This is a genomic window from Streptomyces bugieae (assembly GCF_036352915.1).
Lineage (GTDB): Bacteria > Actinomycetota > Actinomycetes > Streptomycetales > Streptomycetaceae > Streptomyces > Streptomyces endophytica.
Genome location: NZ_JAZBJP010000003.1, coordinates 211,143 through 237,514, shown reverse-complemented (window position 1 = coordinate 237,514; position 26,372 = coordinate 211,143). Strand labels below are relative to the sequence as shown.

16 protein-coding genes and 1 riboswitch are annotated in these 26,372 nt (G+C 74.9%); of the genes, 14 read left to right on the top strand and 2 right to left on the bottom strand.

Annotated elements, in window-relative coordinates:
- Positions 1-122: 122 nt before the first annotated feature.
- The 5 genes from sbnA (at position 123) to V2J85_RS11200 (ending at position 16,267) form a co-directional block, all read left to right on the top strand.
- Positions 123-1,103 carry a 2,3-diaminopropionate biosynthesis protein SbnA gene (gene sbnA / locus V2J85_RS11220; RefSeq protein ID WP_261957211.1) on the top strand — a complete coding sequence of 327 codons (981 nt, stop codon included), beginning with the start codon at positions 123-125 and terminating at the stop codon, positions 1,101-1,103.
- Positions 1,104-1,202: 99 nt separating this feature from the next.
- Positions 1,203-7,628: an amino acid adenylation domain-containing protein gene (locus tag V2J85_RS11215; protein WP_330821509.1), complete on the top strand. Its 6,426-nt coding sequence runs from the start codon at positions 1,203-1,205 to the stop codon at positions 7,626-7,628.
- Positions 7,628-14,845 carry an amino acid adenylation domain-containing protein gene (locus tag V2J85_RS11210; protein ID WP_330821508.1) on the top strand — a complete coding sequence of 2,406 codons (7,218 nt, stop codon included), beginning with the start codon at positions 7,628-7,630 and terminating at the stop codon, positions 14,843-14,845. Before V2J85_RS11215 ends, V2J85_RS11210 begins: the two co-directional genes overlap by 1 nt.
- Positions 14,842-15,666 (top strand): ABC transporter permease, encoded by an 825-nt coding sequence (locus V2J85_RS11205; RefSeq protein WP_261952621.1) that lies wholly within the window; start codon positions 14,842-14,844, stop codon positions 15,664-15,666. The genes V2J85_RS11210 and V2J85_RS11205 overlap by 4 nt, the downstream gene beginning before the upstream one ends.
- Before the next feature lie 112 nt (positions 15,667-15,778).
- Complete coding sequence (locus V2J85_RS11200; protein ID WP_330821507.1) at positions 15,779-16,267, top strand: acyl-CoA thioesterase; 489 nt, start codon at positions 15,779-15,781, stop codon at positions 16,265-16,267.
- A 90-nt stretch (positions 16,268-16,357) separates the two neighbouring features.
- On the opposite strand, the gene V2J85_RS11195 is transcribed toward V2J85_RS11200, so the two are convergent.
- On the bottom strand, positions 16,358-17,599 hold the full coding sequence (locus V2J85_RS11195) for an MFS transporter (RefSeq protein WP_330821506.1): 1,242 nt from the start codon (positions 17,597-17,599) through the stop codon (positions 16,358-16,360).
- Between the two features lie 70 nt (positions 17,600-17,669).
- On the opposite strand from V2J85_RS11195, the gene V2J85_RS11190 reads away from it, so the two are divergent.
- Complete coding sequence (locus tag V2J85_RS11190; RefSeq protein WP_330821505.1) at positions 17,670-18,917, top strand: ROK family transcriptional regulator; 1,248 nt, start codon at positions 17,670-17,672, stop codon at positions 18,915-18,917.
- Positions 18,918-18,971: 54 nt separating this feature from the next.
- On the opposite strand, the gene V2J85_RS11185 is transcribed toward V2J85_RS11190, so the two are convergent.
- The gene (locus V2J85_RS11185; protein ID WP_261952625.1) at positions 18,972-19,751 is read right to left on the bottom strand and encodes an SDR family oxidoreductase; all 780 of its coding nucleotides are present in this window, start codon (positions 19,749-19,751) and stop codon (positions 18,972-18,974) included.
- Between the two features lie 188 nt (positions 19,752-19,939).
- Positions 19,940-20,070, top strand: a riboswitch (FMN riboswitch).
- Positions 20,071-20,221: 151 nt separating this feature from the next.
- Here V2J85_RS11185 and ribD point away from each other — a divergent pair.
- From ribD to V2J85_RS11145, 8 genes are all read left to right on the top strand, one after another.
- Positions 20,222-21,349, top strand: a complete 1,128-nt coding sequence (ribD, locus tag V2J85_RS11180; RefSeq protein ID WP_261952626.1) for a bifunctional diaminohydroxyphosphoribosylaminopyrimidine deaminase/5-amino-6-(5-phosphoribosylamino)uracil reductase RibD — start codon at positions 20,222-20,224, stop codon at positions 21,347-21,349.
- A gap of 1 nt (position 21,350) precedes the next feature.
- Positions 21,351-21,995: a riboflavin synthase gene (locus V2J85_RS11175; RefSeq protein WP_261952627.1), complete on the top strand. Its 645-nt coding sequence runs from the start codon at positions 21,351-21,353 to the stop codon at positions 21,993-21,995.
- Positions 21,992-22,648, top strand: a complete 657-nt coding sequence (locus V2J85_RS11170) for a nicotinamide mononucleotide transporter family protein (protein WP_261952628.1) — start codon at positions 21,992-21,994, stop codon at positions 22,646-22,648. The genes V2J85_RS11175 and V2J85_RS11170 overlap by 4 nt, the downstream gene beginning before the upstream one ends.
- Positions 22,645-23,928, top strand: a complete 1,284-nt coding sequence (locus V2J85_RS11165; protein ID WP_261952629.1) for a bifunctional 3,4-dihydroxy-2-butanone-4-phosphate synthase/GTP cyclohydrolase II — start codon at positions 22,645-22,647, stop codon at positions 23,926-23,928. The genes V2J85_RS11170 and V2J85_RS11165 overlap by 4 nt, the downstream gene beginning before the upstream one ends.
- Positions 23,929-23,987: 59 nt before the next feature.
- A complete protein-coding gene (gene ribH, locus V2J85_RS11160) occupies positions 23,988-24,473 on the top strand; it encodes a 6,7-dimethyl-8-ribityllumazine synthase (protein WP_261952630.1) in 486 nt (161 codons plus the stop codon).
- 83 nt (positions 24,474-24,556) lie between these two features.
- On the top strand, positions 24,557-24,829 hold the full coding sequence (locus V2J85_RS11155) for a phosphoribosyl-ATP diphosphatase (RefSeq protein ID WP_030412067.1): 273 nt from the start codon (positions 24,557-24,559) through the stop codon (positions 24,827-24,829).
- Between the two features lie 52 nt (positions 24,830-24,881).
- On the top strand, positions 24,882-25,730 hold the full coding sequence (hisG, locus tag V2J85_RS11150; RefSeq protein ID WP_261952631.1) for an ATP phosphoribosyltransferase: 849 nt from the start codon (positions 24,882-24,884) through the stop codon (positions 25,728-25,730).
- 42 nt (positions 25,731-25,772) lie between these two features.
- A complete protein-coding gene (locus tag V2J85_RS11145) occupies positions 25,773-26,225 on the top strand; it encodes a PH domain-containing protein (protein ID WP_261952632.1) in 453 nt (150 codons plus the stop codon).
- The last annotated feature ends 147 nt before the right edge of the window (positions 26,226-26,372 follow it).

The following is a 26,372-nucleotide window of genomic DNA, read 5'->3' as shown; positions in this document are numbered from 1 at the left end:
CTTGCAAGAGCGGCAAGTTGGCAAATTCCGGTCAGCGGGCGGTCAACCGGTAGTCAGTGCGATTTGGCAGGATCGCGCACGCATCTGAAGAAGCCCATTCCCATCAAGGCGGCAGGTGTCCCATTCACATCATCACCGCTCCCCACGAATTCAATGCCGACGACCTCTTCGTCGATCTGGAACCCCTCGTCGGTGAACCGTTGATGCTGAAATGCGAGGGATTCAATTTCGCCGGTTCCATCAAGCTCAAGGCCGCGCGCGCGATGGTGGACGCCGCCGAACGCCGGGGGCGCCTACGTCCCGGCTCCACCCTGGTGGAGAGCTCCTCGGGGAACCTCGGCGTGGCACTGAGCCTGCTGGCCGCCGCCCGGGGCTACCGCTTCCTGTGCGTGACCGACTCCCGCTGCACCCTCGGCGCCCGTCAGCTCATGCAGGCGCTGGGCAGCGAGGTGCACGTCATCACCACCCCGGACCCGGTGGACGGGCTGCTCGGCGCGCGCCTCGCGCACGTCCGCGAACTGTGCGCCGGCAACGAGGACTTCCTCTGGCTCAACCAGTACGCCAACCCGGACAACGGGCAGGCCCACTACGACAGCACCGGCCCGGAGATCCTCAAGGCCTTCCCCGACCTGTCGGTCCTCTTCGTCGGGGCCGGGACCACCGGCACCCTGATGGGCTGCGCCCGCTACCTGCGCGACCACAAGCCGTCGGTCCGGGTGGTCGCGGTGGACGCGGAGGGGTCGGTCACCTTCGGCGGCCCCGCCCGGACCCGCATGATCCCGGGGCTGGGCACCGGCGTCCGACCGCCGCTGCTGGACGAGTCGCTCGTCGACGACGTGGTGCTGGTCGCCGAGCCCGACACCATCCGCAGCTGCCGCCGGCTGGCCCGCCGCGGCTTCCTCTTCGGCGGGTCCACCGGCACCGTCGTCAGCGGCGCCCTCGCGTGGCTCGCGCGGCATCCGCTGCCGCCCGGCGGCCGGGCCGTCGCCATCGCCCCCGACCTGGGTGAGCGCTACCTGGACACCGTGTACCAGGAGCAGTGGGTCCTCGACCTCTACGGCCCGCGGGCCCTGGACGACGACGTGCCCGCCCGGGTCGGCTGAGCCGCCCCCGCCCAGGCTCCCGCCGCCCCGCTCCCACCCTCGCCGGCGCCCCCGTAGCAGCGGCCCCGCCCTTCCACCGTGACGCGTGCAGGAGACACCATGACCCCACCCGCCGACACCGCCCTGCCGTTGACGGGCGCCCAGTCCGGCATCTGGTTCGACGAGCGGCTCTCGCAGGGGCGACTGGCCTACAACATGGCCGACTACCTCGACATCTCCGGGCCGCTCGACGCGGCCCTGCTGCGCCGGGCGCTGGAGACGGTGCTGGACGAGGCCGAGTGCACCAGGGCGCGGTTCTCCGAGACGGACGGCGTCCCCGTCCAGCACGTCCGGCCGCTCGGGGAACTGCCGCTGCGGCACCTGGACCTCAGCGGCGCCGCCGATCCGGTCGCCGAGGCCCTGCGGCTCTTCGACGAGGATCTGCACCGGCCCTTCCGGCTCACCGGGAGCCTGCTGTTCCGGTTGACGCTGGTGCGGGTCGCCGCCGACCGCCACCTGCTCCACCTGGCCATGCACCACCTGCTCGCCGACGGATACAGCCGGCTCGCGGTCTACCGCAGGCTCAGCGAGGTCTACGGCGGCCCGGCCGCCGACGGGAGCGGACTGCCGGGGACGCCGCTGCCCCCGCTGCGGGTGCTGCTGGACGCCGAGACGGCGTACCTGGCCTCGCCCGCCGTCGAGCGCGACCGGCTCTTCTGGGAGCGCCACCTGCCGCGGGACGCCGAACCGACCGGCCTGGCCACCGGGGACCCCGCACCCGGCACCGCGTTCCTGCGGGTCACCCGCACCGTCGACGCCGCCGCCGCGGCCACCCTGCGCGCCGCCGCGGCGGACGCCGGGGTGACCTGGCCGACCTTCGCCATCGCCGCCACGGCCGCCTACGTCGCCAAGGCCACCGGCAACCCCGAGGTGCTGCTGACCCTCCCGGTGACCGCGCGGCAGTCCGCGCTCGCCCGCACCGTGCCCGGAATGGTCGCCAACTACCTCCCGTTCCCGGCCCGGCTCCCCGCCTCCACGACGGTGGCGGAGCTGCTCACCGCGACCTCCCGGACCCTCGCCCGGTCGCTGCGGCACCAGCGCTACCCGGCCGAGCGGCTGCGCCGGGCGATGGGCCTGACGGCGGGCGACCGGCGGCCGTTCGGGCCGTTCGTCAACGTCCTGCCGCAGAACCCGGAGATCCGCCTCGGCCCCTGCCGGGCGACGCTGCACAACCTCTCCACCGGCATCGTCGACGACCTGATGATCACCGTCCTGGACGCCGCCGGCGGCGGCCTGGAACTCCACATGAACGGCAACCCCGCGCTCTACCGGCCCGAGGAGATCCGCGGCCACCTGAGCCGGTTCGAGGCGTTCCTGCGCCGGCTGGCGTCGGCCCCGGCCCACACCCCGCTCGGCCGGCTGGAGACGGTCACCGAGGACGAACGCGCCGAGCTGCTCGCCGCCGGCACCGGACCCACCGGCCCGGTGCGCGGCGGCGTGGTGGAGCGGATACGGGAGCGCGCCGAGCGGGACCCGGCGGCCACCGCCCTGGCGGAGGGCGAACTGGCGGTCTCCTACGGGCAGTTGGTGACCTGGGCCGACGCGATGGCGCGGCGGCTGACCGAGGCCGGTGTGGGACCCGGCTCACTGGTGGGCGTGCTGGCCGAACCCGGCGCGGTCTTCCTCGGCACGGTGCTGGCCGTCCTGCAGGCCGGCGGCGCCTGGGTCCCTCTGGACGTGCGGGCCCCGGCGGCCCGGGCCGCCGGGCTGCTCACCGACGCCCGCGTCGGCCACCTGGTCGTCGGCCCCGGATGCGCCGCGCCCGCCGACGAGGTGACCGCGCTGACCGGCCACCCGGTCCGGCGGCTGGCCGCGGACCGGGACTTCACCGCGGCGGCCGCGCCCATCGCGCTGTCCGCCCCGGCGGGCGCGGAGCGGGACCCCGCCTACGTGATCTTCACCTCGGGATCGACCGGCCGGCCGAAGGGCGCGATCGTCGAACGCCGCGGGATGCTCAACCACCTCCTCGCCAAGATCGAGGACCTCGGCCTCGGGACCGGCGACACGGTGGTGTGGAACGCGCCGGTGACCTTCGACGTGTCGGTGTGGCAGATGCTGGGCCCGCTGCTGGCCGGCGGCGTCGTGCAGATCGTCCCGCACGACGTCGCGGCCGACCCCGAGGCGCTGTTCGGCACCGTCGCGGACCACGCGGTGACGGTGCTGGAGGTCGTCCCGTCGCTGCTGCGCGCCGCGCTGGACCTCTGGCAGGTCTCGGACACCGGCCCCGACACCGGCTCCCTCCGGTGGCTGATGGTCACCGGTGAGGCGCTCCCGGCGGACCTGTGCGCACGCTGGTGGCGGATCGCCGGGGTGCCGATGGTCAACGCCTATGGACCCACCGAGTGTTCGGACGACGTGACCCACGCCGTGCTGCGGCCGGGGCAGGAGCTGGGCGCCCGGGTCCCCATCGGCCGCCCGGTGCGCAACACCGTCCTGCACGTGCTCGGCGGCGATCTGCGCCCGGTCCCGGTGGGTCAGGTGGGCGAACTCTTCGTGGGCGGCGCCGGGGTGGGCCGCGGGTACCTCTCCGACCCGGTCAAGACCGCCGCCTCGTTCGTCGCCGACCCCTTCGCCGGGGGCGGGGCACGGATGTACCGCACCGGCGACCGCGTGGTGCGCCGCCCGGACGGCCAGCTGGAGTTCGTCGAGCGCCTGGACCACCAGGTCAAGGTGCGCGGACACCGGATCGAACTGGGCGAGGTGGAGGCCGCGCTGCGCGAGGTCGAGGGGGTGGCCGACGCGGCGGTGCGGGCGGTCGCCGGCCCGTCCGGCGCCACCCGTCTGATCGCCTACGTCGTCGCGCCGGACCTGCCCACGGACGCGGTGCGCGACGCGGTCGCCGCGGCGCTGCCGGAGTACATGGTGCCGTCGGGCTGGGTCGCGCTGGAACGGATGCCGCTGACCGCGCACGGCAAGGTGGACCGCCGGGCGCTGCCCGACCCCGCCCGCGTCCCCGCCCCGGCCACCCGGCGGCGCCGCGGACCGCGGCCGGGGGCCGAGACGGTGCTCTGCGAGACCTTCGCCGAGGTGCTGCACCTGCCCGAGGTCCGGGCCGACGACAGCTTCTTCGCCCTCGGCGGCGACTCCATCACCGCGATCCAGGTGGTGAGCCGGGCGCGGACCCGCGGGGTGACGCTCACCCCCCGGGCGATCTTCGACCACCGCACCCCCGCCGCCCTCGCCGCGCACCACCCCGTGCGAGGGGACCAGGACACCCCCGAAGGCTCAACGCCCCGCACCACGGCGGCCGACGACGGCGTGGGGGACGTCGAGCCCACCCCGATCATCGCCCAGCTCTGCGAGGACCTGACCACGCTCGACGGGCCGGCCGCGCAGTACAGCCAGTACGTGGTCCTCCGCACACCCCCCGGACTGACCGCCGAACGCCTGGCCCCCGCGCTGCAGGCCCTCGTCGACCGGCACGACGTGCTCCGGCTGCGGCTGCACGAACCGGTGCCCGGCGTCTGGACGCTGCGCACCGGGGAGCCCGGCACGGTCGACGCCGCCACCCTGGTCCACACCGCGCACGGCGCCCCGACCGACCCGGCCGCCCTCGAACGGGCCGTGGCCGCGCAAGGAGAGGCGGCCCGCGCCCGGCTCGACCCGCGCGGCGGTGTGATGCTCCAGGCGGTGCTGCTCGGCCGCGGCCCGGACGGCACGGGCCGCCTGCTGCTGCTGGCGCACCACACGGTCGTCGACGGCGTCTCCTGGCGCATCCTCCTGGCCGACCTGCGCGCCGCCTGCGAGGCGGTCGAGGCCGGGGAGCCCCCGGAGCCGGCGCGGGTGCCCACCTCCTACCGGCGCTGGGCGTCCCTGCTGGCCCGCGAGTCCCGCTCCGGCCGGCGGATCGCCGAACTCGACCACTGGCGGCGGCAGACCGGCGACCCGGCCGCCGGTCTCGGCCGGCGCCCCCTCGACCCGGCCCGTGACACCTACGGCCGGGCCGGCCGGCTGCGGCTGCACCTGCCCGAGGACACCACCGCCGCCCTGCTCACCTCCGCCGTCACCGCCTTCCACGGCGAGATCAACGACCTCCTGCTGGCCGCGCTCGCCCTGGCCGTCGGCCGCTGGCGGTCCCGGCACGACCCGGACGCGGGCCCGCGGGTCCTGGTCGAACTGGAAGGCCACGGACGCGAGGAGCTCGACGCGCCGGCCGACCTGTCCCGCACGGTCGGCTGGTTCACCTCCGTCTTCCCCGTCCTGCTCGACCCCGGGGAGTTCGACGCCGCCGAGGCCTGGGGCGCCGGGCCGGCCCTGGCCACCGTCGTCAAGCGGACCAAGGAGCAACTGCGCGCGGTGCCCGACCGCGGCCTCGGCCACGGCCTGCTGCGCCACCTCAACCCGCAGACCGCCCGGCTGCTGGCGGCCGGCGGCACCCCGGAGATCGGCCTCAACTACCTCGGGCGGTTCACCGTGGACGGCGCGGCCGGCCCGTGGACCATGGACGGCACGCACGCGGTCGTCGGCACCGGCGTCCACCCCGGCATGCCGCTGCGCCACCCGCTGGCGGTCACCGCCGTCACCGAGGACCTCGGGACCGGACCGCGGCTGGCCGCGGACTGGCTGTGGGCCGACGGCGTGCTGACCGCCGCGGACGTCGAGGAGATCGCCCGGGGCTGGTTCGAGGCGCTGCGGGCCGTGGTGCGCCACCTCGCGCTGCCGGACGCCGGCGGACCCTCCCCGTCGGACTTCCCGCTGGTCACCCTGACGCAGGAGGAGACCGACGCGCTGGCACGGGAGAGCGCCGGCGCCCTGACGGACGTGCTGCCGCTGACCGCGTTCCAGCGCGGCCTGCTCTTCCAGGCCCAGCTGCGCGGCGAGGGACCCGACCTCTACACCCTCCAGATCACCGCCGACCTGACCGGCCCCCTCGACACCGCGGCACTGGAGCGGTCGATGGCCGCCCTGCTGCACCGGCACCCCCAGCTGGCGGCGGGCTTCCGCTACCGCGACGCCGGCGACCCGGTCGCCGTACTGCGCGAGGGCGTCACCGTGCCGCTCACCCGGGTCGACTGCCGCACCCTGTCCGCCGGGGAGCGCGAGGCGGAACTGTCCCGCCTCGCCGCGGCCGACCGGGAGCGCCACTTCGACCTCGCCCACCCGCCGCTGATGCGCTGGACGCTGGTCCGCCTCGACGACCGGCGGCACCGGCTGATCTGGACCCTGCACCACATCCTCGTCGACGGCTGGTCCATGCCGGTCCTCGTCCGGGAACTGCTGACCTGCTACGCGGACGGCGGCGACGCCCGGGACCTGCCCGCCCCGGTGCCGTTCCGCGCCTACCTCTCCTGGCTCGCCGCACAGGACCGGGAAGCGGCCCGGGCCGTCTGGCGGTCGGCGCTGGAGGGCGCCACCGGACCGGTGTACCTCTGCGCGGCCGAACCGGGCCGGGAACCGGTCGAGCCCGCGTCGGTGCCGCTGCTGCTGACCGGGGCCGAAACGGCCGCGCTCACCGGCTTCGCGGCGGCGCAGGGGCTCACCGTCAACACCCTCCTGCTGGGCGCCTGGGCGGCGCTGCTGAGCCGCACGACCGGACGCGACGACGTGCTGTTCGGCTCGATCGTCTCCACCCGTCCCGGCGCGCTGCCCGGTGTGGAGTCCATCGTCGGACCGTTCCTCAACACCCTCCCGGTGCGTGCCGTGCTGCGTCCCGGCGAGCCGGCGACCGACTTCCTGCACCGGTTGCAGAAGGAGCAGTCGGCACTGCGCGACGCCGACCACCTGGGGCTCGGCGAGATGCTCGGGGGCAACCCCGCGCTCGCCGCGGCCGGTGAACCCTTCGACACGGTCCTGGTCTTCGAGAACTTCCCGACCGTGACCACCGACGACCTGCCCGCCGGGGCCGGTCTGCGGGTGGCCGGCGCGGGCGCCCGCGACGCCCGCCACCACCCCCTCAGCCTCGTGGTGCGGACCGGCGCCCGCATGGAGATCCGCTTCGACCACGCGCCCGACGTCCTGGACCGGGCCGCCGTCGAGGCGCTCGCCACGGCCTTTCGCCAACTGCTCCTGGGGCTGGTGGAGCACCCCGGCCGGCCCGTCGCCGGACCGGGGGCCCCGGTCCCCGACGAGGACGTGCCGCGGCGCGGCGGTGTCCCGGCACCCGCCGGCGGGACGGACCGGGCCGACACCGGACCGGCCCCGGGCGCGACGGCCGCCGAGGTGGCGCTGCTGTGCGGACTGTTCGCGGAGGTCCTGGGGCTCGAACAGGTCGGCCCGCAGGACAACTTCTTCCTGCTGGGCGGGGATTCGATCAGCGCGATCCAGGTCGTCGGGCGGGCCCGCGCGAAGGGGCTGCCGCTGACCGCCGGGCAGGTCTTCCGGCTGCGCACCCCCGCCGCCCTCGCCGCCGCACGGCAACCCGCCGGGGAACCCGCCCCCGGGGCCGGCACCACCGCGGACCCGGCGGACCTCCTCGACCTGGACGGCGACGAACTCGCCGCACTCGAAGGCGAGTTGGCGGAACTCGACACCGAGCTGGAGTCATGATGGCGACCACTTCCACGACCCGGCCGGGCAGTGATTTCCTGCCGCTGTCGCCGCTGCAGCGCGCCTTCCTCTTCCACGCCGACCTGGTGCAGGACGGCCCCGACATCCACGTCCTGCAGTTCACGGCCGACCTCGCCGGCCCCCTCGACGAGGACCGGCTGCGCGCCGCGGTGCGCACCCAGTTCGTACGCCACCCCAACCTGCGGGCCTGCTTCCGCACCCGCCGGTCGGGCGAACCGGTCCAGGTGCTGCCCGCCGCCGTGCCGCTGCGCTGGACCTCGCTCGACCTCGGCCACCTGCCCCCCGACGGGCAGGCCGCCGCACTGGAACGGATCACCGAGGCCGACCGGACCGAACGCTTCGACCTCACCCGCCCGCCGCTGCTGCGGTGCACCCTCGTCCGCCGCGCCGACGGTCTGTACCGCTTCCTGCTCACCGCGCACCACATCGTGGTGGACGGCTGGTCCATGCCGCTGCTGCTGTCCGGCCTCTTCGAGGACTACGCCGCCGCGTCCGGCACCGCCGCCCCCGCCGTACGCCCGGGGACCGGCTACCGGGACCACCTGGCCTGGCTGGCCCGCCAGGACGGCCGGGCGGCACGCCGGGCGTGGCGCGAGGCGCTGTCGGGGCTGTCCGAACCGTCCCTGGTCGCGCCGGACGACCCGGGCCGCACCGCGGTCGTCCCGCACACCGTGCGCGGCCACCTGTCCCCACCGGCCGCCGGACGGCTGGCCGGCTGGGCGCGCGGCCACCAGCTGACCACCGGCACGGTGGTCCAGGGCGGATGGGGACTCCTCGTCGGCCAGCTCACCGGCCGCAACGACGTCACCTTCGGGGTGGTGGACTCCGGCCGGCCGGCCGAACTGCCCGGTGTCGACTCGCTGGTCGGGATGTTCGCCAACACCCTGCCCGCCCGGCTGCGGATCGACCCGGCCCGCTCCCTGACGGAGGTGTTCACCGCCTTCATGGACCGGCAGGCGGACCTGCTCCCGCACCGGCACCTCGGCCTCGTCGACATCCAGCAACTCGTCGGCGGCGCGACCCTCCTGGACACCGCGGTCCTGTTCCAGAACTACCCGCGGACCGGCGAGGACGCCTTCACCGAACTGACCGGCCTGCGCCTGCTCGCCTCCGACATCCGCAACGACACCGAGTTCCCGCTCAGCCTGGTCGTCCTGCCCGGCGACGGCCTCGAACTGCGCCTCCAGCGCCACCCCGGACTCTTCACCGAGCAGGCCGCCCGCCGGCTGCTCGGCCGGGCCACCCGGCTGCTGGAACGCCTCCCCGACGTCGCCGACGAACCGGCCGGCCGCCTCGACCTCCTCGTACCCGAGGAACGGGAACGCGTACTGGCCGGGTACAACGACACCGCCCGGCCCGCCCCCGGCCGGCTCCTGCCGGACGCCCTCGCCCGGCGGGCCGCCCAGGACCCGGACCGGGTCGCCGTGGAGAGCGACCACCGGAAGCTGACCGCGGGCGCGCTGGAAAGCCGCGCCAACCGGCTCGCCCGGCACCTGCTCGACCACGGCGCCGGGCCGGGGTCCGTCGTCGCCGTGGCGCTGCCCCGCACCGGCGACCTGCTGGTCGCCGTGCTCGCCGTCCTCAAGACCGGCGGCGCGTTCCTCGCGGTCGACCCCGACCACCCGCGCACCCGCATCCGGTACATGCTGGACGACGCCCGCCCCGCCGTGCTGCTGAGCGCCACCGCCGAGGCCGCCGCCATCGGCTGGCCGGGCCCCACCGTCCTGATGGACCGGCCCGCCGTCGGCGACCTGCTGGACACCCTCGCCGACGGCGACCTCACCGACGCCGAGCGGGGCGGCCCGCTCCACCCCGCCCTGCCCGCCTACATCCTGTACACCTCGGGCTCGACCGGCCGGCCGAAGGGCGTCGTGGTCCCGCACGGCGCCCTCGCCAACTTCCTCGACGACCTGCCGCGCAGAGTGCCCCTGACCAGGGACGACCGCACCCTGGCGACCACCACCTTCGGGTTCGACATCGCCCTGCTGGAGCTCTTCCTGCCGCTGCTGACCGGCACCGGGCTGGTCCTCGCCGACCGCGCCACCACCCGCGACCCGGCGGCCCTCGCGGCGGCGGTACGGGCCCACGGCGCGACCGTCCTGCAGGCCACCCCCAGCCAGTTGCAGGCGCTGCTGACCGCGCAGCCCGGCTGCCTGGCCGGACTGCGCCTGCTGTCCGGGGGAGAGGCGCTGAGCGCGGCGCTCGCCGAGGGGCTGCTCCGGCACGCCGGATCCCTCGTCAACTTCTACGGGCCCACCGAGGCCACCGTCTACGTCACCGCGCACGAGGTCCGGGCCCCGGTCGACCGCACCCCGCCCATCGGCACCCCGCTGGCCAACACCCGCGGATACGTCCTGGACGCGGCGCTGCGACCGGTGCCGCCCGGCGTCGTGGGCGAGCTCTACCTGGCCGGGGCCCAACTCGCCGACGGCTACCTCGGCCGCCCCGCGCTGACCGCCGAGCGCTTCGTCGCCGACCCGCACGGCGCTCCGGGCACCCGCATGTACCGCACCGGCGACCTGGCCCGCTGGGACGCCGACGGACGGCTGGAGTACCTCGGCCGGACCGACCACCAGATCAAGGTGCGCGGCCACCGCATCGAACCCGGCGAGATCGAGGCGGCCCTCGTCGCCCAGCCCGGCGTGACCCACGCCGTGGTGGTGCCCCGCACGTACGGGGCGGACGACGTACGGCTGGTCGCCTACCTCGTCACCCCGGACCCGGACCCGGACACCGCGCGGATCCGCGAAGGGGTGGCCGCCGCGCTGCCCTCCTACATGGTCCCGGCGGCCTTCGTCCGCCTGGACGCGCTGCCGCTCGGCACCAGCGGCAAGGTCGACCGCACCCGGCTCCCGGAGCCGCCGGCCGCCACCCCGGCCCGGCCGCTGCCGGCCTCCGGCACCCCCGCGCTGGACATCCTGCGCGGCCTGTTCGCCGATGCCCTGGGCTGCGCCGACGTCGGCCCGGACGACGACTTCTTCGTCCTGGGCGGCCACTCCCTCCTGGCGACCCGGCTGGTCAGCCGGGTCCGGGCCGCACTCGGGGCCGAACTGTCGGTCCGCGCCCTCTTCGACCACCGCACGCCGGCCGCCCTCGCCGGCCACCTCACCGCCGCCCCGGCCGCCCGGGAACCGCTGCGCCCGCAGGAACGGCCGTCCTTCGTGCCGCTGTCGCACATGCAGCAGCGGCTGTGGTTCCTCAACCGCCTCGCCCCCGGCGGCGGCGCCTACCACGTGGCGTCGGCGGTCCGCCTCACCGGCGAGCCGGACACCGGGGCGCTGCGCGCCGCGCTGGGCGACCTCACCGACCGCCACGAGGTGCTCCGCACCGTCTACCCCGAACTGGCCGGCGTCCCCGGCCAGGTGGTGGTGGACGCCGCCGAGGCCCGGCCGGACCTGCCGCGGTACGAGGTGACCGGGGGCGAGCGGGAGCTGACCGCCCGCCTGGCGGCCGAGTGCGCCGCCGACTTCGACCTGGCCACGGAACTCCCGCTGCGCGCCCGGCTGTTCCGGCTCGGGCCGACGGAGCACGTACTGCTGCTGGTGATGCACCACATCGCCGTCGACGGCTGGTCGCTGGAGGTCCTGGCCGGTGAACTCTCCGCGGCGTACCGGGCACGGGCCGCCGGCCGCGCCCCCGAGCTCCCCGAACTGCCGGTGAGCTACGCCGACTTCACGCTGTGGCAGCGGCGCCTGCTCGGCACCGAGGACGACCCCGGGAGCCTCCAGAACCGGCAACTCGACTACTGGACCACCACCCTGCGCGGCATGCCCGAGGAACTGGAGCTGCCCACCGACCACCGGCGGCCGCAGATGGCCGGGTACGCCGGTGACGCGGTCGGCTTCACCGTGCCCGCCGAGATCCACCGCCGGCTGGCCGCGCTGGCGGTCTCCGCCGGGGTCAGCCCCTTCATGGTGCTCCAGGCCGCCCTCGCCGTCACGCTCACCAAGCTGGGCGCCGGCACCGACATCCCCCTCGGCACCCCCGTGGCGGGCCGCACCGACGCCGCCCTGCACGACCTGGTCGGCTTCTTCGTCAACACCCTCGTACTGCGCACCGACACCGGCGGCGACCCGGCCTTCGTCGAACTGCTGCACCGGGTCAGGGAGGCGGACCTCGGTGCCTACGCGCACCAGGAGCTGCCGTTCGAGCGCCTGGTGGAGGCGCTCAATCCCACCCGCTCCCTGGCGCGCCAGTCCCTGTTCCAGGTCATGCTCATCCTCCAGAACACCGAGCGCTCCCGGTTCTCCCTGGACGGGCTGGAGTGCGCCCCGGTGGAGGTGGGCCTGGGCGTCAAGTTCGACCTCGCCTTCGAGATCGCCGAGGAGCACGACGCCGACGGACCGGCGGGCCTCACCGGCCGGCTGGAGTTCGCCACCGATCTGTACACCCGCCCCACCGCCGAGCGGCTCGCGGAGCGCTTCGTCCGCCTGCTGACCGCCGCGGTCACCCGGCCCACGGAACGGCTGAGCTCCCTAGAGGTCCTGGCGCCCGGGGAGCGCCGGCAGATCCTGGAGCGGTGGAGCGCCGACCGGCAGTGGACCGCGCCCCCGCCCGTCACCCTGCCGGACCTGTTCGAGCAGTGGGCGCGGCAGCGGCCCGGCCATCCCGCGTTCGTCTCCGACCGGGACCGGCTGACCTACCGCGAACTGGACGAGCGGGCCGGCCGGTTCGCCCGCCATCTGCGGGACCTCGGCGCCGGCCCGGGCACCCTGGTCGCCCTGGCGCTGCCCCGCTCGGCCGACCTGGTGGTCGCGCTGCTCGCGGTGCTCAAGACCGGCGCGGCCTACCTCCCGGTCGACCCCGGCTACCCCACCGCGCGGATCACGCAGATGCTGACCGACGCCCGGCCCGCGCTCCTGGTGACCCGCACCGCGGTGCGGGCATCGGGCGCGCTGCCCGGCGACGTGGTGGCGGAGGACCGGACCGTGGTGCTCGACGACGCCGCGACCGCGGAGTCCGTCGCCGCGCGCCCCTCGCGGCCGCTGACCGACGACGAGCGGACCCGGCCCCTGACCCCCGCGGACCTCGCGTACGTGATCTACACCTCCGGGTCCACCGGGCGGCCCAAGGGCGTCGCCGTCAGCCACGCCACGGCCGCCGATCTCGCCCGCGACCACCGGGCCCGCCTCGGGCTCGGCCCGCACACCAGGGCCCTGCAGTTCGCGTCCTTCGGCTTCGACGCGGCCGTGTGGGAACTGTGCGTGTCGCTGTTCAGCGGCGGCACCCTGGTCCAGGCCGACGACGACCGGCGGGCCGGGGAGCCGCTGGCCGACACGATCGGCCGGCACGCGGTCAACCTCGCGGTGCTGCCGCCGGTCGTGGTGGCCTCCCTCCCGCCGGACGCCTGGCTGCCCAAGGACATGCTGCTGGCGGTCGCCGGCTCGGCCTGCCCACCGGAACTCGTCGACCGCTGGGCCGGGGCCACCCGGATGGTCAACGCCTTCGGCCCGACCGAGACCACCGTCTGCTGCACCCTCGGCGACCGGCTCCAAGGAGGCCGCCCACCCATCGGCCGCCCCGTCGCCGGGCACCGCACCTACGTCCTCGACGACGCGCTGTCCCCGGTTCCGGCCGGCGTCACCGGAGAGCTCTACGTGGGCGGCACCGGCCTCGCGGTGGGCTACCTCAACCGCCCGGAGCTCACCGCGGAACGCTTCGTCGCCGACCCCTTCGGCGCCCCCGGCTCCCGCATGTACCGCACCGGAGACCTGGTGCGGTGGCTCCCCGACGGCAACCTGGACTACGTGGGCCGGGCCGACCAGCAGGTCAAGATCCGCGGCTTCCGGGTCGAACCCGGCGAGATCGAGAGCGCGTTGACCGACGAGCCCGGGGTGGCCCAGGCGGCCGTCGTCGCGCGCGAGGACCGCCCCGGCGACCTGCGGCTCGTCGGCTACCTGGTGCCCGAGGCCGGGACCGAGCCCGATGTCGCGGCGCTGCGTGCCGCGCTGGCCCGCAGGCTGCCCGGCCACCTGGTGCCCGCGGCCCTCCTGGCCCTGCCGGAGCTGCCGCTGACCGCGCACGGCAAGCTGGACGTCGCCGCGCTGCCGGCGCCCGAGCGGCGCGGCACGCCGTCCCGGCCGCCCGAGCACGGGACCGAACGGCTGGTCGCCGACGCCTTCGCCGAGGTGCTCGGGGTGGCCGGGGTCGGCGCCGAGGACGACTTCTTCGCCCTCGGCGGCAACAGCATCGGCAGCGTCCAACTGGTCTCCCGGCTGGCCAAGGACGGCCTGCGGATCGCCGTCGCGGAGGTCTTCACCGCGCGCACCGTCGCCGCCCTGGCCGCGCTGGCCCGCCGCGGCCCGACGGCCCCGGGCCAGGCCACGGTCCGGCACCTGGAGGAGCAGTGGACGGCCGGCGGGCTCGACGCGGGCACGCTCGACCCGTTCGCCCCCCTGCTGCCCATCCGCCCCACGGGTGAACTGCCGCCCTTGTGGTGCCTCCACGGCGGGTTGGGCCTCAGCCTCCCGTACGTCGGCCTGGCCGCCCACATCGATCCGGCCCGCCCCCTGTACGGCCTCCAGGCGCCGCAGGCGAGCGGCGGCGCACCCCCGGCCACCCTGGAGGCGCAGGCCGACGCCTGCCTCCGGCTGATCCGGCGGATCCAGCCCGAGGGCCCCTACCACCTGATGGGCTGGTCCTACGGCGGACTGCTCGCCCACCAACTGGCCGTCCGGCTCCGGCACGCCGGGGACCGCGTGGCGTACCTGGCCAACCTCGACGCCTATCCGCACGACCCCGCCCACGACGGGCCGCTGGCGGGCGAGCGGGAACTCCTGGTGCGGTTCCTCGCGTACCTCGGGCACGAGGACGCGGCCGGGGCGGCCGACGGCGGCGCCGAGTCCGTCGCGCGCACGCTCCGCCGGCACGGGGGGACGTTCGCCCGGCTCGCCACCGAGGACGTCGAGCGGCTGATGGCCACCATGCGGCACCACGCCGACCTGGCGACCCGCTTCCGGCCCGGCAGTCACGAGGGCGCGATGACCCTGGTGGTCGCCGCCGCCGAGCGCTCCGCGGAGGCCACCGCGCACTCCGTCCGGCGCTGGCGGCCGCACGTGACCGGCGCGGTGCACCGGCACGACGTACCGCACGAGCACGAGTACCTGATGCACCCCGGACCGCAAGCGGCCATCGGGAAGATCATCGACGACGACCTGCGCCGCCTCGCGTCGCGGCGCCCCGGAAGGCAGGCATGAGCACCCTCACCGTCGACACCCCCGCCGGACCGTCCGCCGCAGCCGGCGTCGTCAGGGAGACCCTCGCCCTGGCCGGCCGGCGGCTGCGCCACCTCCGCCGGGCCCCCGGACGCACGGTGGGGCTCGTGATGAACCCGCTGGTGATGCTGCTCGCCGTGGGCTACCTGTTCAAGAACGCCATCGTGTCCCCGCACGGCGGTGCCTACCAGGAGTACCTGATGGCCGGCATCACCGCGCAGGTAGGTCTGGCCGGGGTGGGACCCACGGCGGTCAGCGTCGCCCTGGACCGGCGCGCCGGTCTCATGGACCGCTTCCGGTCGCTGCCCATCTCCCGGGCGGCGGTGCTGACCGCGCACGCGCTGGGTGACCTGCTGATCGGGCTCGGGGTCCTGGTGGTGATCAGCCTCGTCGGCCTGGGCATCGGATGGCGGGTCCACGGTGACCCGCTGTCGGTCCTCGCCGGGTTCGGCGTCGCCGCCCTGTTCATCCTCGCCACCGTGTGGGTGGGCATCGCGCTGGGGATGACCGTGAGCAACATCGAGTCCGTCGACTCGATCGCGGCCCTCGGCCTGGTCGTCTGCACCTTCCTCTCGGACGCGGTCTTCTCGGCGTCCGCCATGCCCGCCTGGCTCCGCCCGGTGGTGGAGTGGAACCCGGTCACCGCGGTGGCCGACGCCATCCGCCACCTGTGGGGCAACCCGGTCCAGCCCGGCTCGGGCTTCCCCGGCCAGCACCCCTTCCTGGTCGCCGGCTGCTGGCTCGCGCTGCTGCTCGCCGGGGCGATGGCAGCCGCCCTGACCAGCTTCCGGTCGCGGGAGTGAGCCACGTCGTGCGGTGCGGTCACCGGGCCCCGGGGCACCCGGCGGGCGAAGCGTACTGAGCAGTCGCTTACGATGGGTCGGCATGTCCGCAACAGCACCAGGAGCCCCGTCCGTGACCGTCGAAACCCTGCCGGCCGCCGCCGTCCCGTACGGCCGGCTCGTCCCCGTCACCGTCCACTTCGACGACCTCGACGCCCTGGGCATGCTGCACAACTCCCGCTACCCGTTGCTGGTCGAACGCGCCTGGGCGGAGTACTGGCACGGCCAGGGCTTCGGCTTCGACGGCGACTGGGCCGCGGCCGGCGACATGTGCAACGTCATCAAGGAGATGCGGGTCTCCTACGAGCGCCCGGTCACCCGCCCCGGCCACTACGCCGCCCACCTCTGGATCGAACGCCTCGGCCGCACCGGCCTCACCTACGGCTTCCGGCTCTGCTCGGCCGACGGCAGCGAGACCTATGCCCACGGCCACCGCGTCCTGGTCCGGATCGACTCCGCCACGCTGCGGCCCACGCCGTGGTCGGACCGGGCCCGCGCGGTGGCCGGTGAACTGATCCGGCCGGAGACGGACGAGCGGGAGACGGCGGCGGACGCGGCCTGATCCGCCGGAGCGCGAGCGGGCCCCGGCCGGGACCGCTCCCGCTCAGGACCGCTCCCGCTCAGGACCGCTCCCGCTCAGGACCGCTCCCGCTCAGGACCGTTCCAGGTCGTCCGCCACCGCGGGCGCGCCGCCCGAGGCCCTACGGGCCGGGACCCGCAGTACCCGGGCGCCCACGACCAGACCGCAGGCCAGCGCCGTGACCAGCCCGAACGACACCGTCAGCGAACTCGCCTGGGCGATCCCGCCGATCGCGGACGGGGCGATCAGCCCGGACGTGTAGGTGATCGTGGCGACCCCCGCGATGGCCTGGCTCGGCGCCGGACCGCTGCGCCCGGCGGCCGCGAAGGCCAGCGGGACCACCACCGCGATGCCCAGGCCGATCAGCCCGAACCCGGCCATCGCCGTCACCGGGTGGCGGGCCGCGACGATCAGCAGCCCGCCGGCCGCCGCCAGCACGCCCCCGGCCCGCACCGTGCGCACCGCGCCGAAGCGGGCCACCACCTTGTCGCCGGCCAGCCGCGCGGCCGCCATGGTGCAGGAGAAGGCGGTGGTCGAGGCGGCCGCCAGGCCGGCGTCCGTGCCCAGCCGGTCGCGGAGGTAGACCGCCGACCAGTCCAGCCCGGCGCCCTCCGCGAACACCGCACAGAATCCGATGGCCCCGATGATCACGGCCGACCTCGGCGGCAGCGCGAAGCGCGGCGGCGGATGCTCCTCGGGGGCGCTGCGCAGGTCCAGTACGCCCTGGCAGGCGGCCGCGCCCAGCAGGGTCAACACCAGTGCGGCAGCGGCGAGATGGAGCCGGGCGTCCCATCCGTCGTGGGCGGCGAGGGTGCCGGCCGCCGAGCCGAGTAGGGCGCCCGCGCTCCACATTCCGTGCAGCCCCGACATGATGGGCCGTCCGAGCCGGTCCTCGGTCTCCACGCCGAGGGCGTTCATCGCGACGTCCGACATTCCGGAGGCCGCGCCGTACACCAGCAGCGCCGGGCAGAGCGCGTACAGGCCGGGGGAGAGGGCGGGCAGGACCAGCGAGAGGGTCCACAGCGCGAGCAGGGCGCGCAGCGCCGTCCGGGCGCCGAAGCGGTGACTGATCCGGCCGGCCAGCGGCATGGCCAGCGACGCGCCGATCGCCGGGAAGGCGAGGGCCAGGCCGAGTTGGCCGGGGGGGATGCCGGTGTGGTCCTGGATCCAGGGGATGCGGGTGGCGAAGTTGCCGGTGACCGCGCCGTGGACGAGGAAGACCAGCGCGACGGACCGACGGGCGCGGCGCAGCCGGTCCCGGGGGAGCGGGGGGACGAGGGGGAGGGAGCCGTCGGGGGTACCGGTGCCAGCCATGGGCGGTAAATTATCAGGAACCCTGCCTGATAATAAGGGCGTCGGCCCGACCGGATGGAAGAATCCCGCCATGCATCCACCGCGCGCGGCAGCCGCCGGCCGCACCGCCTCGCCGGCCACCGCCCGGCTGATCAACGACCGACTGGCCCTCCAACTCCTGCAGTCCGACGGGCCGTTGACGGCCGGTCAGCTCAAGACGCTGACCGGACTGTCCCGGCCGACCGTGGCCGACCTCGTCGAACGCCTCCAGCAGGCCGGGCTGATCGCCGTCGTGGGGGAGAGCGGCGCACAGCGGCGCGGACCCAACGCCCGCCTCTACGGCATCGTCGCCGACCGGGCCCACCTCGTCGGCCTCGACCTGCGCACCCACAGCGTCACGGTCGCGGTCGCCGACCTCCTGGGGCGGGTGCGCGCCGAACGCACCGCCCCCGTCGGCGCGGACGACACCCACGACGCGGCCGTCGCCACCGCCCTCGCCGTGGTCGACAAGGCGCTCGCCGCGGCCGGCGCCGACCGGCCGCACACCCTCGCGGTCGGCGCGCCCGGCCTGGTCGACCCCGCCACCGGCCGGCTCGGCGGCACCGACCGGATCCCGTCCTGGCACGCCACCCTGGTCGGCGAACTGCGCACCCGGACGGCCGCCCCGGTCCTGCTGGAGAACGAGGTCAACCTCGCCGCCCTCGCCGAACAGCGCGAGGGCGCGGCCCACGACCACGACACCTTCGTCCTGCTCTGGCTCGGCCACGGCACCGGCGCCGCGGTCGTCCTGGACGGCGCGCTGCGACGCGGCGCCTCGGGCGGCACCGGCGAGATCGGCTTCCTCCCCGTCCCCGGCACCGGCGCACTGCCCTCCGCCACCGGCTGCGACGGCGGTTTCCACTCCCTCGCCGGCTCCGCGGCGCTCTGCGCCCTCGCGGCCGAGCACGGCCTCGCCGCCCCGCCCGGCGACGGGGCCGGCCGGCCCGGCCCCGCCGACGCCCCGCCCGCCGAGGCCCTGGTCCGCGCCGCCGTCACCGCCGAGGAACGCGGCGCCGACCCGGCGGGCGCCGCCTTCCTCGACGCCGTGGCCGACCGGGTCGCCCTGGGTGCGGCGGCCGTCTGCGCGGTCCTCGACCCCGGCTGCGTGGTCCTCGGCGGCGAGATCGGCCTGGCCGGCGGCGCCGCGCTCGCCGACCGGGTCGCCGGCCGGCTCGCCCGGCTCTCCCCGCTGCGCACCGACGTACGGGCCGGCGCGGTCGGCGGCCGGGCGGTACTGCGCGGCGCGGTCCTCGCCGCACGGGACGCGGCGCAGGACGAGCTGTTCGCCCCGGCGGGCTGAACCCGCTCCGGACGGACCCGGGCCGCACCCGGCTCCGGGCCGCCCGGCCCCGGCTCAGTGCGACGCCCCGCCGCCCGCCCGTTCCGCCAGGAACTCCGCGTAGGTCCGCTCCCCGACGGCGTGCTCCGGAGTGAGGTTCTCGCCCCGGCGCAGCGCCGCGCCCACCTTGCCCGGCACCCGCACCGGCACCAGCAGCCGGCGCCGCCCGCCCGCGTCGAGCGTCGCCCGCACCAGCTCCCGCGCCTGGAGTACCTCGGGCCCGCCCATGTCCGCGACCCGCCCGGCGGGCTCCCGGGCCGCCAACCCGGCCAGCCGCGCGGCCACTTCGCGGACCTCCACCGGCTGGATCCGGATCCCGGTCGGCACCGGCACCACCGGCGACCGGGCCCCCGCCTTGACCATCTGGAGCACCAGATCGTGGAACTGCGTCGTCCGCAGCACCGTCCAGCCGATGCCGGAGTCCTCGATCAGCCGCTCCACCGCGTGCTTGGTCCGGTAGTAGCCGAGCGGCACCCGGTCCACCCCGACGATCGAGATGTAGACCAGATGCGGCACCCCCGCCGCCGCCACCGCGTCGAGCAGCGGCCGGGCCGCCTCCAGGTCACCACCGGACGGCGCCGAGGCGCAGTGCACCACGGCGTCCACGTCCGCGAGCGCCACGTCCAGGCCGGTGCCCTCGCGCAGATCGACCGCGTACGACCGCAGCCGCGGCCGTTCGGTGCCGGTGTGCGGCCGCCGGCTCACCGAGCGGACCTCGTGCCCGTCGCCGAGCAGCCGCTCGATCAACGGCCGGCCGAGCGTGCCGGTACCGCCGGTCACCAGAATTCTCGCCATCGTCGTTCAGTCCTTGCGTGCGGGGGGACAACCGCGTCCCCGGGTGCGTACCGTCCCCTCATGACGGAGCAGCCGCCCCCGTTCGTGACACCGCGGCGCGCCGGACGCTGTGAGACAGCCCACAGCGGTTCGCCCGCATGGGCGACGATCGGCCGTGGCAGACTGAAGCTGTACTGACATAAGAGCAGCAGCGCACTCCGGGGTCGGTGTAATTCCGAACCGGCGGTAACAGTCCGCGACCCGTCCGCATCCAGCGGCCGGTTGAGCAGGTGGAATTCCTGCACCGACGGTGAAAGTCCGGATGGGAGGCAGTGCGCGGCGGGCGAGCTTCGGTACACCGCCGTCGGCGGCGCGTCCGGTCGTATCCGGACGGGCGCTTCCTTTTCCGGCGCGGTGCTCCCGTTGTGTCGTTCCGCTTCCTGTCGTCCAGACAGCCCCGGAGTCCGTGCCCGAAGAGGCAGGAGGACCCGGTGGCCACCGCAGCCCCCGTCGAGACCGCGGCGATGCGCCGAGCCATCGAGCTCGCCGCCCGCGGCCTCGGGCACACCAGCCCCAACCCCGTGGTCGGCTGTGTCGTCCTGGACTCCCACGGCCGCACCGTCGGCGAGGGCTGGCACCAGCGCGCCGGCGGCCCGCACGCCGAGATCCACGCACTGCGCGCCGCGGGCGAACAGGCCCGCGGCGGCACCGCCCTGGTCACCCTCGAACCCTGCAACCACACCGGCCGCACCGGCCCCTGCGCCCAGGCACTGATCGACGCCGGGATCGCCCGGGTCGTCTACGCGGTCTCCGACCCCACCCCGACCGCCACCGGCGGCGCCCTCACCCTGGCCGAGGCCGGCATCGACGTCGAGGGCGGACTGCTCGCCGACGAGGCCGCGGCCGGCAACGAGGCGTGGCTGACCGCCGTCCTGCGCGGCCGCCCCTTCGTGCTGTGGAAGTACGCCGCCACCCTCGACGGCCGGATCGCCGCCGCCGACGGCACCAGCCGCTGGATCTCCTCGCCCGAATCGCGCGCCGACGTGCACCGGCTGCGGGCCGCCGCGGACGCGGTGATCGTCGGCTCGGGCACCGCCCGCGCCGACGACCCGCAGCTCGGCGCCCGGATCAGCGGGCTCACCGACGACGAGATCAGCCAGCCGCTGCGGGTCGTCGTCGACTCCGGCGCCACCGCCGTCAAGCCCGGCGCCCGCGTCCTGGACGGCACCGCGCCCACCCTGATCGCGGTCGCCGAGGACGCCGACGCCGCCCACCTCGAAGGACTCGCCCCGCTCGTCCGGCTGCCGCGCGCCGCCGGCGGGCCCGGCCTGTCCATCCCCGCCCTGATGAAGGCCCTGTACGAGCGGGACGTCCGCTCCGTCCTTCTCGAAGGCGGGCCCACGCTCGCCGGGGCCTTCCTCGCCGCCCGGGCCGTCGACAAGGTCGTCGGCTATCTCGCACCGGTGCTGCTCGGCGCCGGCCCGGCCGCCGTCGGCGACGCCGGAATCACCACCCTCGCCCAGGCGTTGCGGCTCGACGTGACCGACACCCGACGGCTCGGCCCCGATCTGCGCATCACCGCCACGCCCCTTAGCCCCGCCCTCCCCGAGGAGAACTGAAGTGTTCACCGGAATCGTCGAAGAACTGGGAGAGGTCGTCGCCGTCGAGGACCTCGGCGACGCCTCCCGGTTCCGCCTTCGCGGCCCCGTCGTCACCGAAGACGCCAAGCACGGCGACTCGATCGCGGTCAACGGTGTCTGTCTGACGGTCGTGGACACCGCCGACGGTGCGTTCACCGCCGACGTGATGGCCGAGACGCTGAACCGCTCCAGCCTCGGCGCGCTGGCCCCCGGCTCCCGGGTCAACCTGGAGCGCCCCATGGCGCTCGGCGGACGGCTCGGCGGACACCTCGTCCAGGGCCACGTCGACGGCACCGGCACCATCGTCGGGCGCACCCCCGCAGAACACTGGGAGATCGTCAAGATCGCGCTGCCGGCCGCGCTGTCCCGCTACGTCGTCGAGAAGGGCTCCATCACCGTCGACGGCGTCAGCCTCACCGTCGTCGAGGCCGCCGACGACTACTTCACCATCAGCCTCATCCCGACCACCCTCGCGCTGACCACCCTGGGTATCAAGCAGGCCGGCGACCCGGTGAACCTCGAGGTCGACGTCCTCGCCAAGTACGTCGAGCGGCTGCTCGGCCGGGGCTCCGCGGACGCCGCGGACCTCCACGACATCGATGAGATCAAGGAGATGGACCGGTGAGCGTCCTCGACCCGCTGAACGGTGTGGCGTTCACGGCCTTCGGCCAGCACGTCATCTGGTCGGACATGATCGGCAACACCATCGGCCTGGCCGCGCTGGCGCTCGGCTGGCGGCGCTCCATATGGACCTGGCCGGCCCAGTTCCTCTCCGGCCTCATCCTCGTCGCCGCCTACGCCTCGGCCCACCTCAGCGGCGGCGTCGGCAAGCAACTCCTCGTCATCGGCGTGGCGTTGTGGGGCTGGCGGCAGTGGCAGCGCGGCCGCCGGCAGGCGCAGGACGGCTCCATCGCCGTACGCTTCGCCGGCTGGCGCGAGCGCGGACTGCTGCTCGCCGGCACCGCCCTGGGCACCGCCGCCGTCGGCGGCCTGTTCACCCTCCTCCCGCAACTGTCCTGGAACCCCTGGCCGGACGCCTACATCTTCGTCGGCACGCTCGCCGCGATGGTCGCCCAGGCCCGCGGCCTGGTCGAGTTCTGGTTCGCCTGGCTGCTGGTCGACGTGGTCGGCGTCCCGCTCGCCTTCAGCAGCGGCCTCGCCTTCTCCGGCCTCGTCTACGTCGTCTACCTCGCCCTCGTCGTGTGGGGCATGCGCGACTGGTGGCTGCGCTCGCGCGTCACCACTGATCGCCCCGTCCTGGAAGGAGCAGCGGCATGACCGCCCTCAAGAGCTGGTACGACGCGGACGACGCCCTCGTCCTGGATCCCGTCGAGCGGGCCATCGCCGACATCGCCGCCGGCCGCCCGGTCGTCGTCGTGGACGACGAGGACCGCGAGAACGAGGGCGACCTCGTCATCGCCGCCGAGAAGGCCACCCCCGAAGTCGTCGCCTTCATGATGAGCGAATGCCGCGGACTGATCTGCGCGCCCATGGAGGGCCCGGAGCTGGACCGGCTGGAACTCCCGCAGATGGTCGACCACAACACCGAGTCGATGCGGACCGCCTTCACCGTCTCCGTCGACGCCACCGCCGCGCACGGCGTTTCCACCGGGATCTCCGCCGCGGACCGCGCCACCACCCTGCGCCTGCTGGCCTCCGGTGACTCCACCCCCGGCGACTTCGTCCGGCCCGGCCACGTCTTCCCGCTGCGCGCCCGGCCCGGCGGCGTCCTCGTCCGCAACGGCCACACCGAGGCCGGCGTCGACCTCGCCCGGCTGGCCGGACTGCGCCCGGCCGCCGCGATCGTCGAGATCGCCGGTGAGGACGGCGCGATGCTGCGGCTGCCCGAGCTCGTCCCGTTCGCCCGCAAGCACGGTCTGGCGATCATCTCCATCGAGGACCTGATCGCCTACCGCCGCTCGTCCGAGCCGACCGTCCGCCGCGAGGCCGCCACCCGGCTGCCCACCGCGCACGGCGAGTTCACCGCGTACGGCTACCGCTCCACCGTCGACGGCGTCGAGCACATCGCGCTGGTCGCCGGCGACCTCGGGGACGGCGAGGACGTCCTGGTGCGGGTCCACTCCGAGTGCCTGACCGGCGACATCTTCCACTCCCTGCGCTGCGACTGCGGCCCCCAGCTTCAGGCCTCGCTGCAGCGGGTCAGCGACGCCGGCCGCGGTGTGGTGATCTACCTCCGCGGCCACGAGGGACGCGGCATCGGGCTGATGTCCAAGCTGCGCGCCTACGAACTCCAGGAGCGCGGCCGGGACACCCTCGACGCCAACCTCGAACTGGGCCTGCCCGCCGACTCCCGCGACTACGCGGCCGGCGCGCAGATGCTCAAGGACCTGGGCGTGCGCTCGCTGCGCCTGATGACCAACAACCCCGACAAGACCGCCGCCCTGGTGCGGCACGGCCTGAAGGTCACCGGCCGCGAGCCGATGCCGGTCCAGGCCGGCGAGCACAACCTGCGCTACCTGCGCACCAAGCGCGACCGCATGGGCCACGACCTGCCCTGGCTTGATGCCGATCACGCCGGCACCTGCCACAACCAGTAATTCCCCCCACACCTGTTACGTCACCACCAACCGGCACCACCACCCGTACGAGGAGAACCGTGAGCGGCAAGGGCGCACCCGAACTGACCGTGAAGAACTGTGGCGACCTGCGGGTGGCCGTCATCGCCGCGCAGTGGCACGAAAAGGTGATGGACGGCCTGGTCGACGGCGCGCTGCGGGCGCTGACCGAACTCGGCATCGACGAGCCCACCCTGCTGCGGGTCCCCGGCACCTTCGAGCTGCCGGTCGTCGCCAAGGTCCTGGCCGGCCGCGGCTACGACGCGGTGGTCGCGCTCGGCGTGGTCATCCGGGGCGGCACCCCGCACTTCGACTACGTCTGCCAGGGCGTCACGCAGGGCCTGACCCAGGTCTCGGTGGACACCGGCGTACCGGTCGGCTTCGGCGTGCTGACCTGCGACACCGAGGAGCAGGCGCTGGACCGCGCGGGCCTGGAGGGCTCCGCCGAGGACAAGGGGCACGAAGCGGTCACCGCCGCGGTCGCCACCGCCGCCACCCTGCGCACCGTGTCGGAGCCCTGGCGCTGAGGAGGCCGCCCGTCTCCCGCCACCACCCTTCGGCCGAGGCGCTGCGCGCCGCTGTGACATCACCGCGTAGGGTAGTCACCATCATGTCCAAGAAGACGTTCGAGGAGCTGTTCGCAGAGCTCCAGCAGAAGGCCGCCACCGGCGACCCCGCCACCTCCCGTACCGCCGAGCTGGTGCAGGCCGGTGTCCACACGATCGGCAAGAAGGTCGTCGAGGAGGCCGCCGAGGTCTGGATGGCCGCCGAGTACGAATCCCACGAGGCCGCCGCCGAGGAGATCTCCCAGCTCCTCTACCACCTCCAGGTCATGATGGTCGCCAAGGGCATCTCCCTCGACGACGTCTACGCCCACCTCTGAACCACCCCAGGCACCCAGCCCAACTCCGCTAGCTGCAAAGGAAATCGCTCTCATGCTGCGCATCGCTGTCCCCAACAAGGGTTCACTGTCCGAGCCTGCGTCGGCGATGCTGCATGAGGCCGGCTACCGCCAGCGCAAGGACCGCAGGGAACTGGTCCTGGTCGACGCCGAGAACGAGGTCGAGTTCTTCTTCCTGCGGCCTCGCGACATCGCGGTCTACGTCGGCTCCGGCAAGCTCGACATCGGCATCACCGGCCGCGACCTGCTGCTGGACTCCGGCTCGCCGGCCGAGGAGATCCTCCAGCTCGGCTTCGCCGGCTCGACCTTCCGCTACGCCACCCGCCCCGGCACCGCCAAGGACGTCAGCGAGTTCGGCGGCATGACGGTCGCGACCTCCTTCGCGGGCCTGGTCAAGCAGCACCTCGCCGAGAACGACGTGGACGCCTCGGTCGTCCGTCTCGACGGCGCGGTGGAGACCGCCATCCAGCTCGGTGTGGCGGAGATCATCGCGGACGTGGTGGAGACCGGCACCACCCTGCGCAACGCCGGCCTGGAGATCATCGGCGAGCCGATCCTGAAGTCCGAGGCCGTGGTCATCCGCGGCACCGGAGCCCCGGACGACGACCCGAAGGTGCGCCAGTTCCTCCGCCGTATGCAGGGCGTCCTGGTGGCCCGCCGGTACGTGATGATGGACTACGACATCCGGGTCGAGCACGTCGAGAAGGCCGTCGCCCTGACCCCCGGTCTGGAGTCGCCGACCGTCTCCCCGCTGCACCACGAGGGCTGGGTCGCGGTCCGCTCCATGGTCCCGTCCAAGGACGCCCAGCGCATCATGGACGAGCTCTACGACCTCGGCGCCCGGGCGATCCTGACCACCGGCATCCACGCCTGCCGGCTCTGACCGGCCCGTACCGCCTCACCCCGCCGACGAAAGACCGACGACGTGTCCGCGCCCCTGCCCAGCCTCCCGGTGACGTTCCGCCCGACCCGCACCCGGGTCGTGCTGTACGCGGTCGGCACCGCCCAGCTCGCCGCCCTCACGGCGATCGCGCTGGCGCTGCCGAAGCTGACCGGCGGCGAGCGGATCAGCTTCGTCGTCACCGGACTGCTGGTGGGTGCCGTTCTCCTGCTGCTCGGCCGCCCCAAGGTGGTCGCGCGGCAGGAGGGCGTCACGGTCGTCAACCTCACCACCCGCCGCGAACTGGCCTGGGCCCAGATCGTCCGGGTCAACCTCCGGCAGGGTGATCCCTGGGTCCACCTCGACCTGGCCGACGGCACCAGCCTGCCCGCCATGGGCATCCAGCCCGGTATCGCCAGAAATCAGGCAATTCGGGACGCCCGTGCGCTGCGTGACCTCACCGAGAAGCACGGTGCGCTCGACCACACGGCCGGGTGAGCCTGCCCTAACACGGGCCCCGCTGTTTACTCTGTTCTCCGGGACGCACCCCGCGCCCCGCCCCTTCGTGGGCCCAACCCGACCCGAGGAGTGACTCCCTCCGGCAATGGACGGATCGTCCTGTAGTACCTGCGCCGCCCCTCCGCA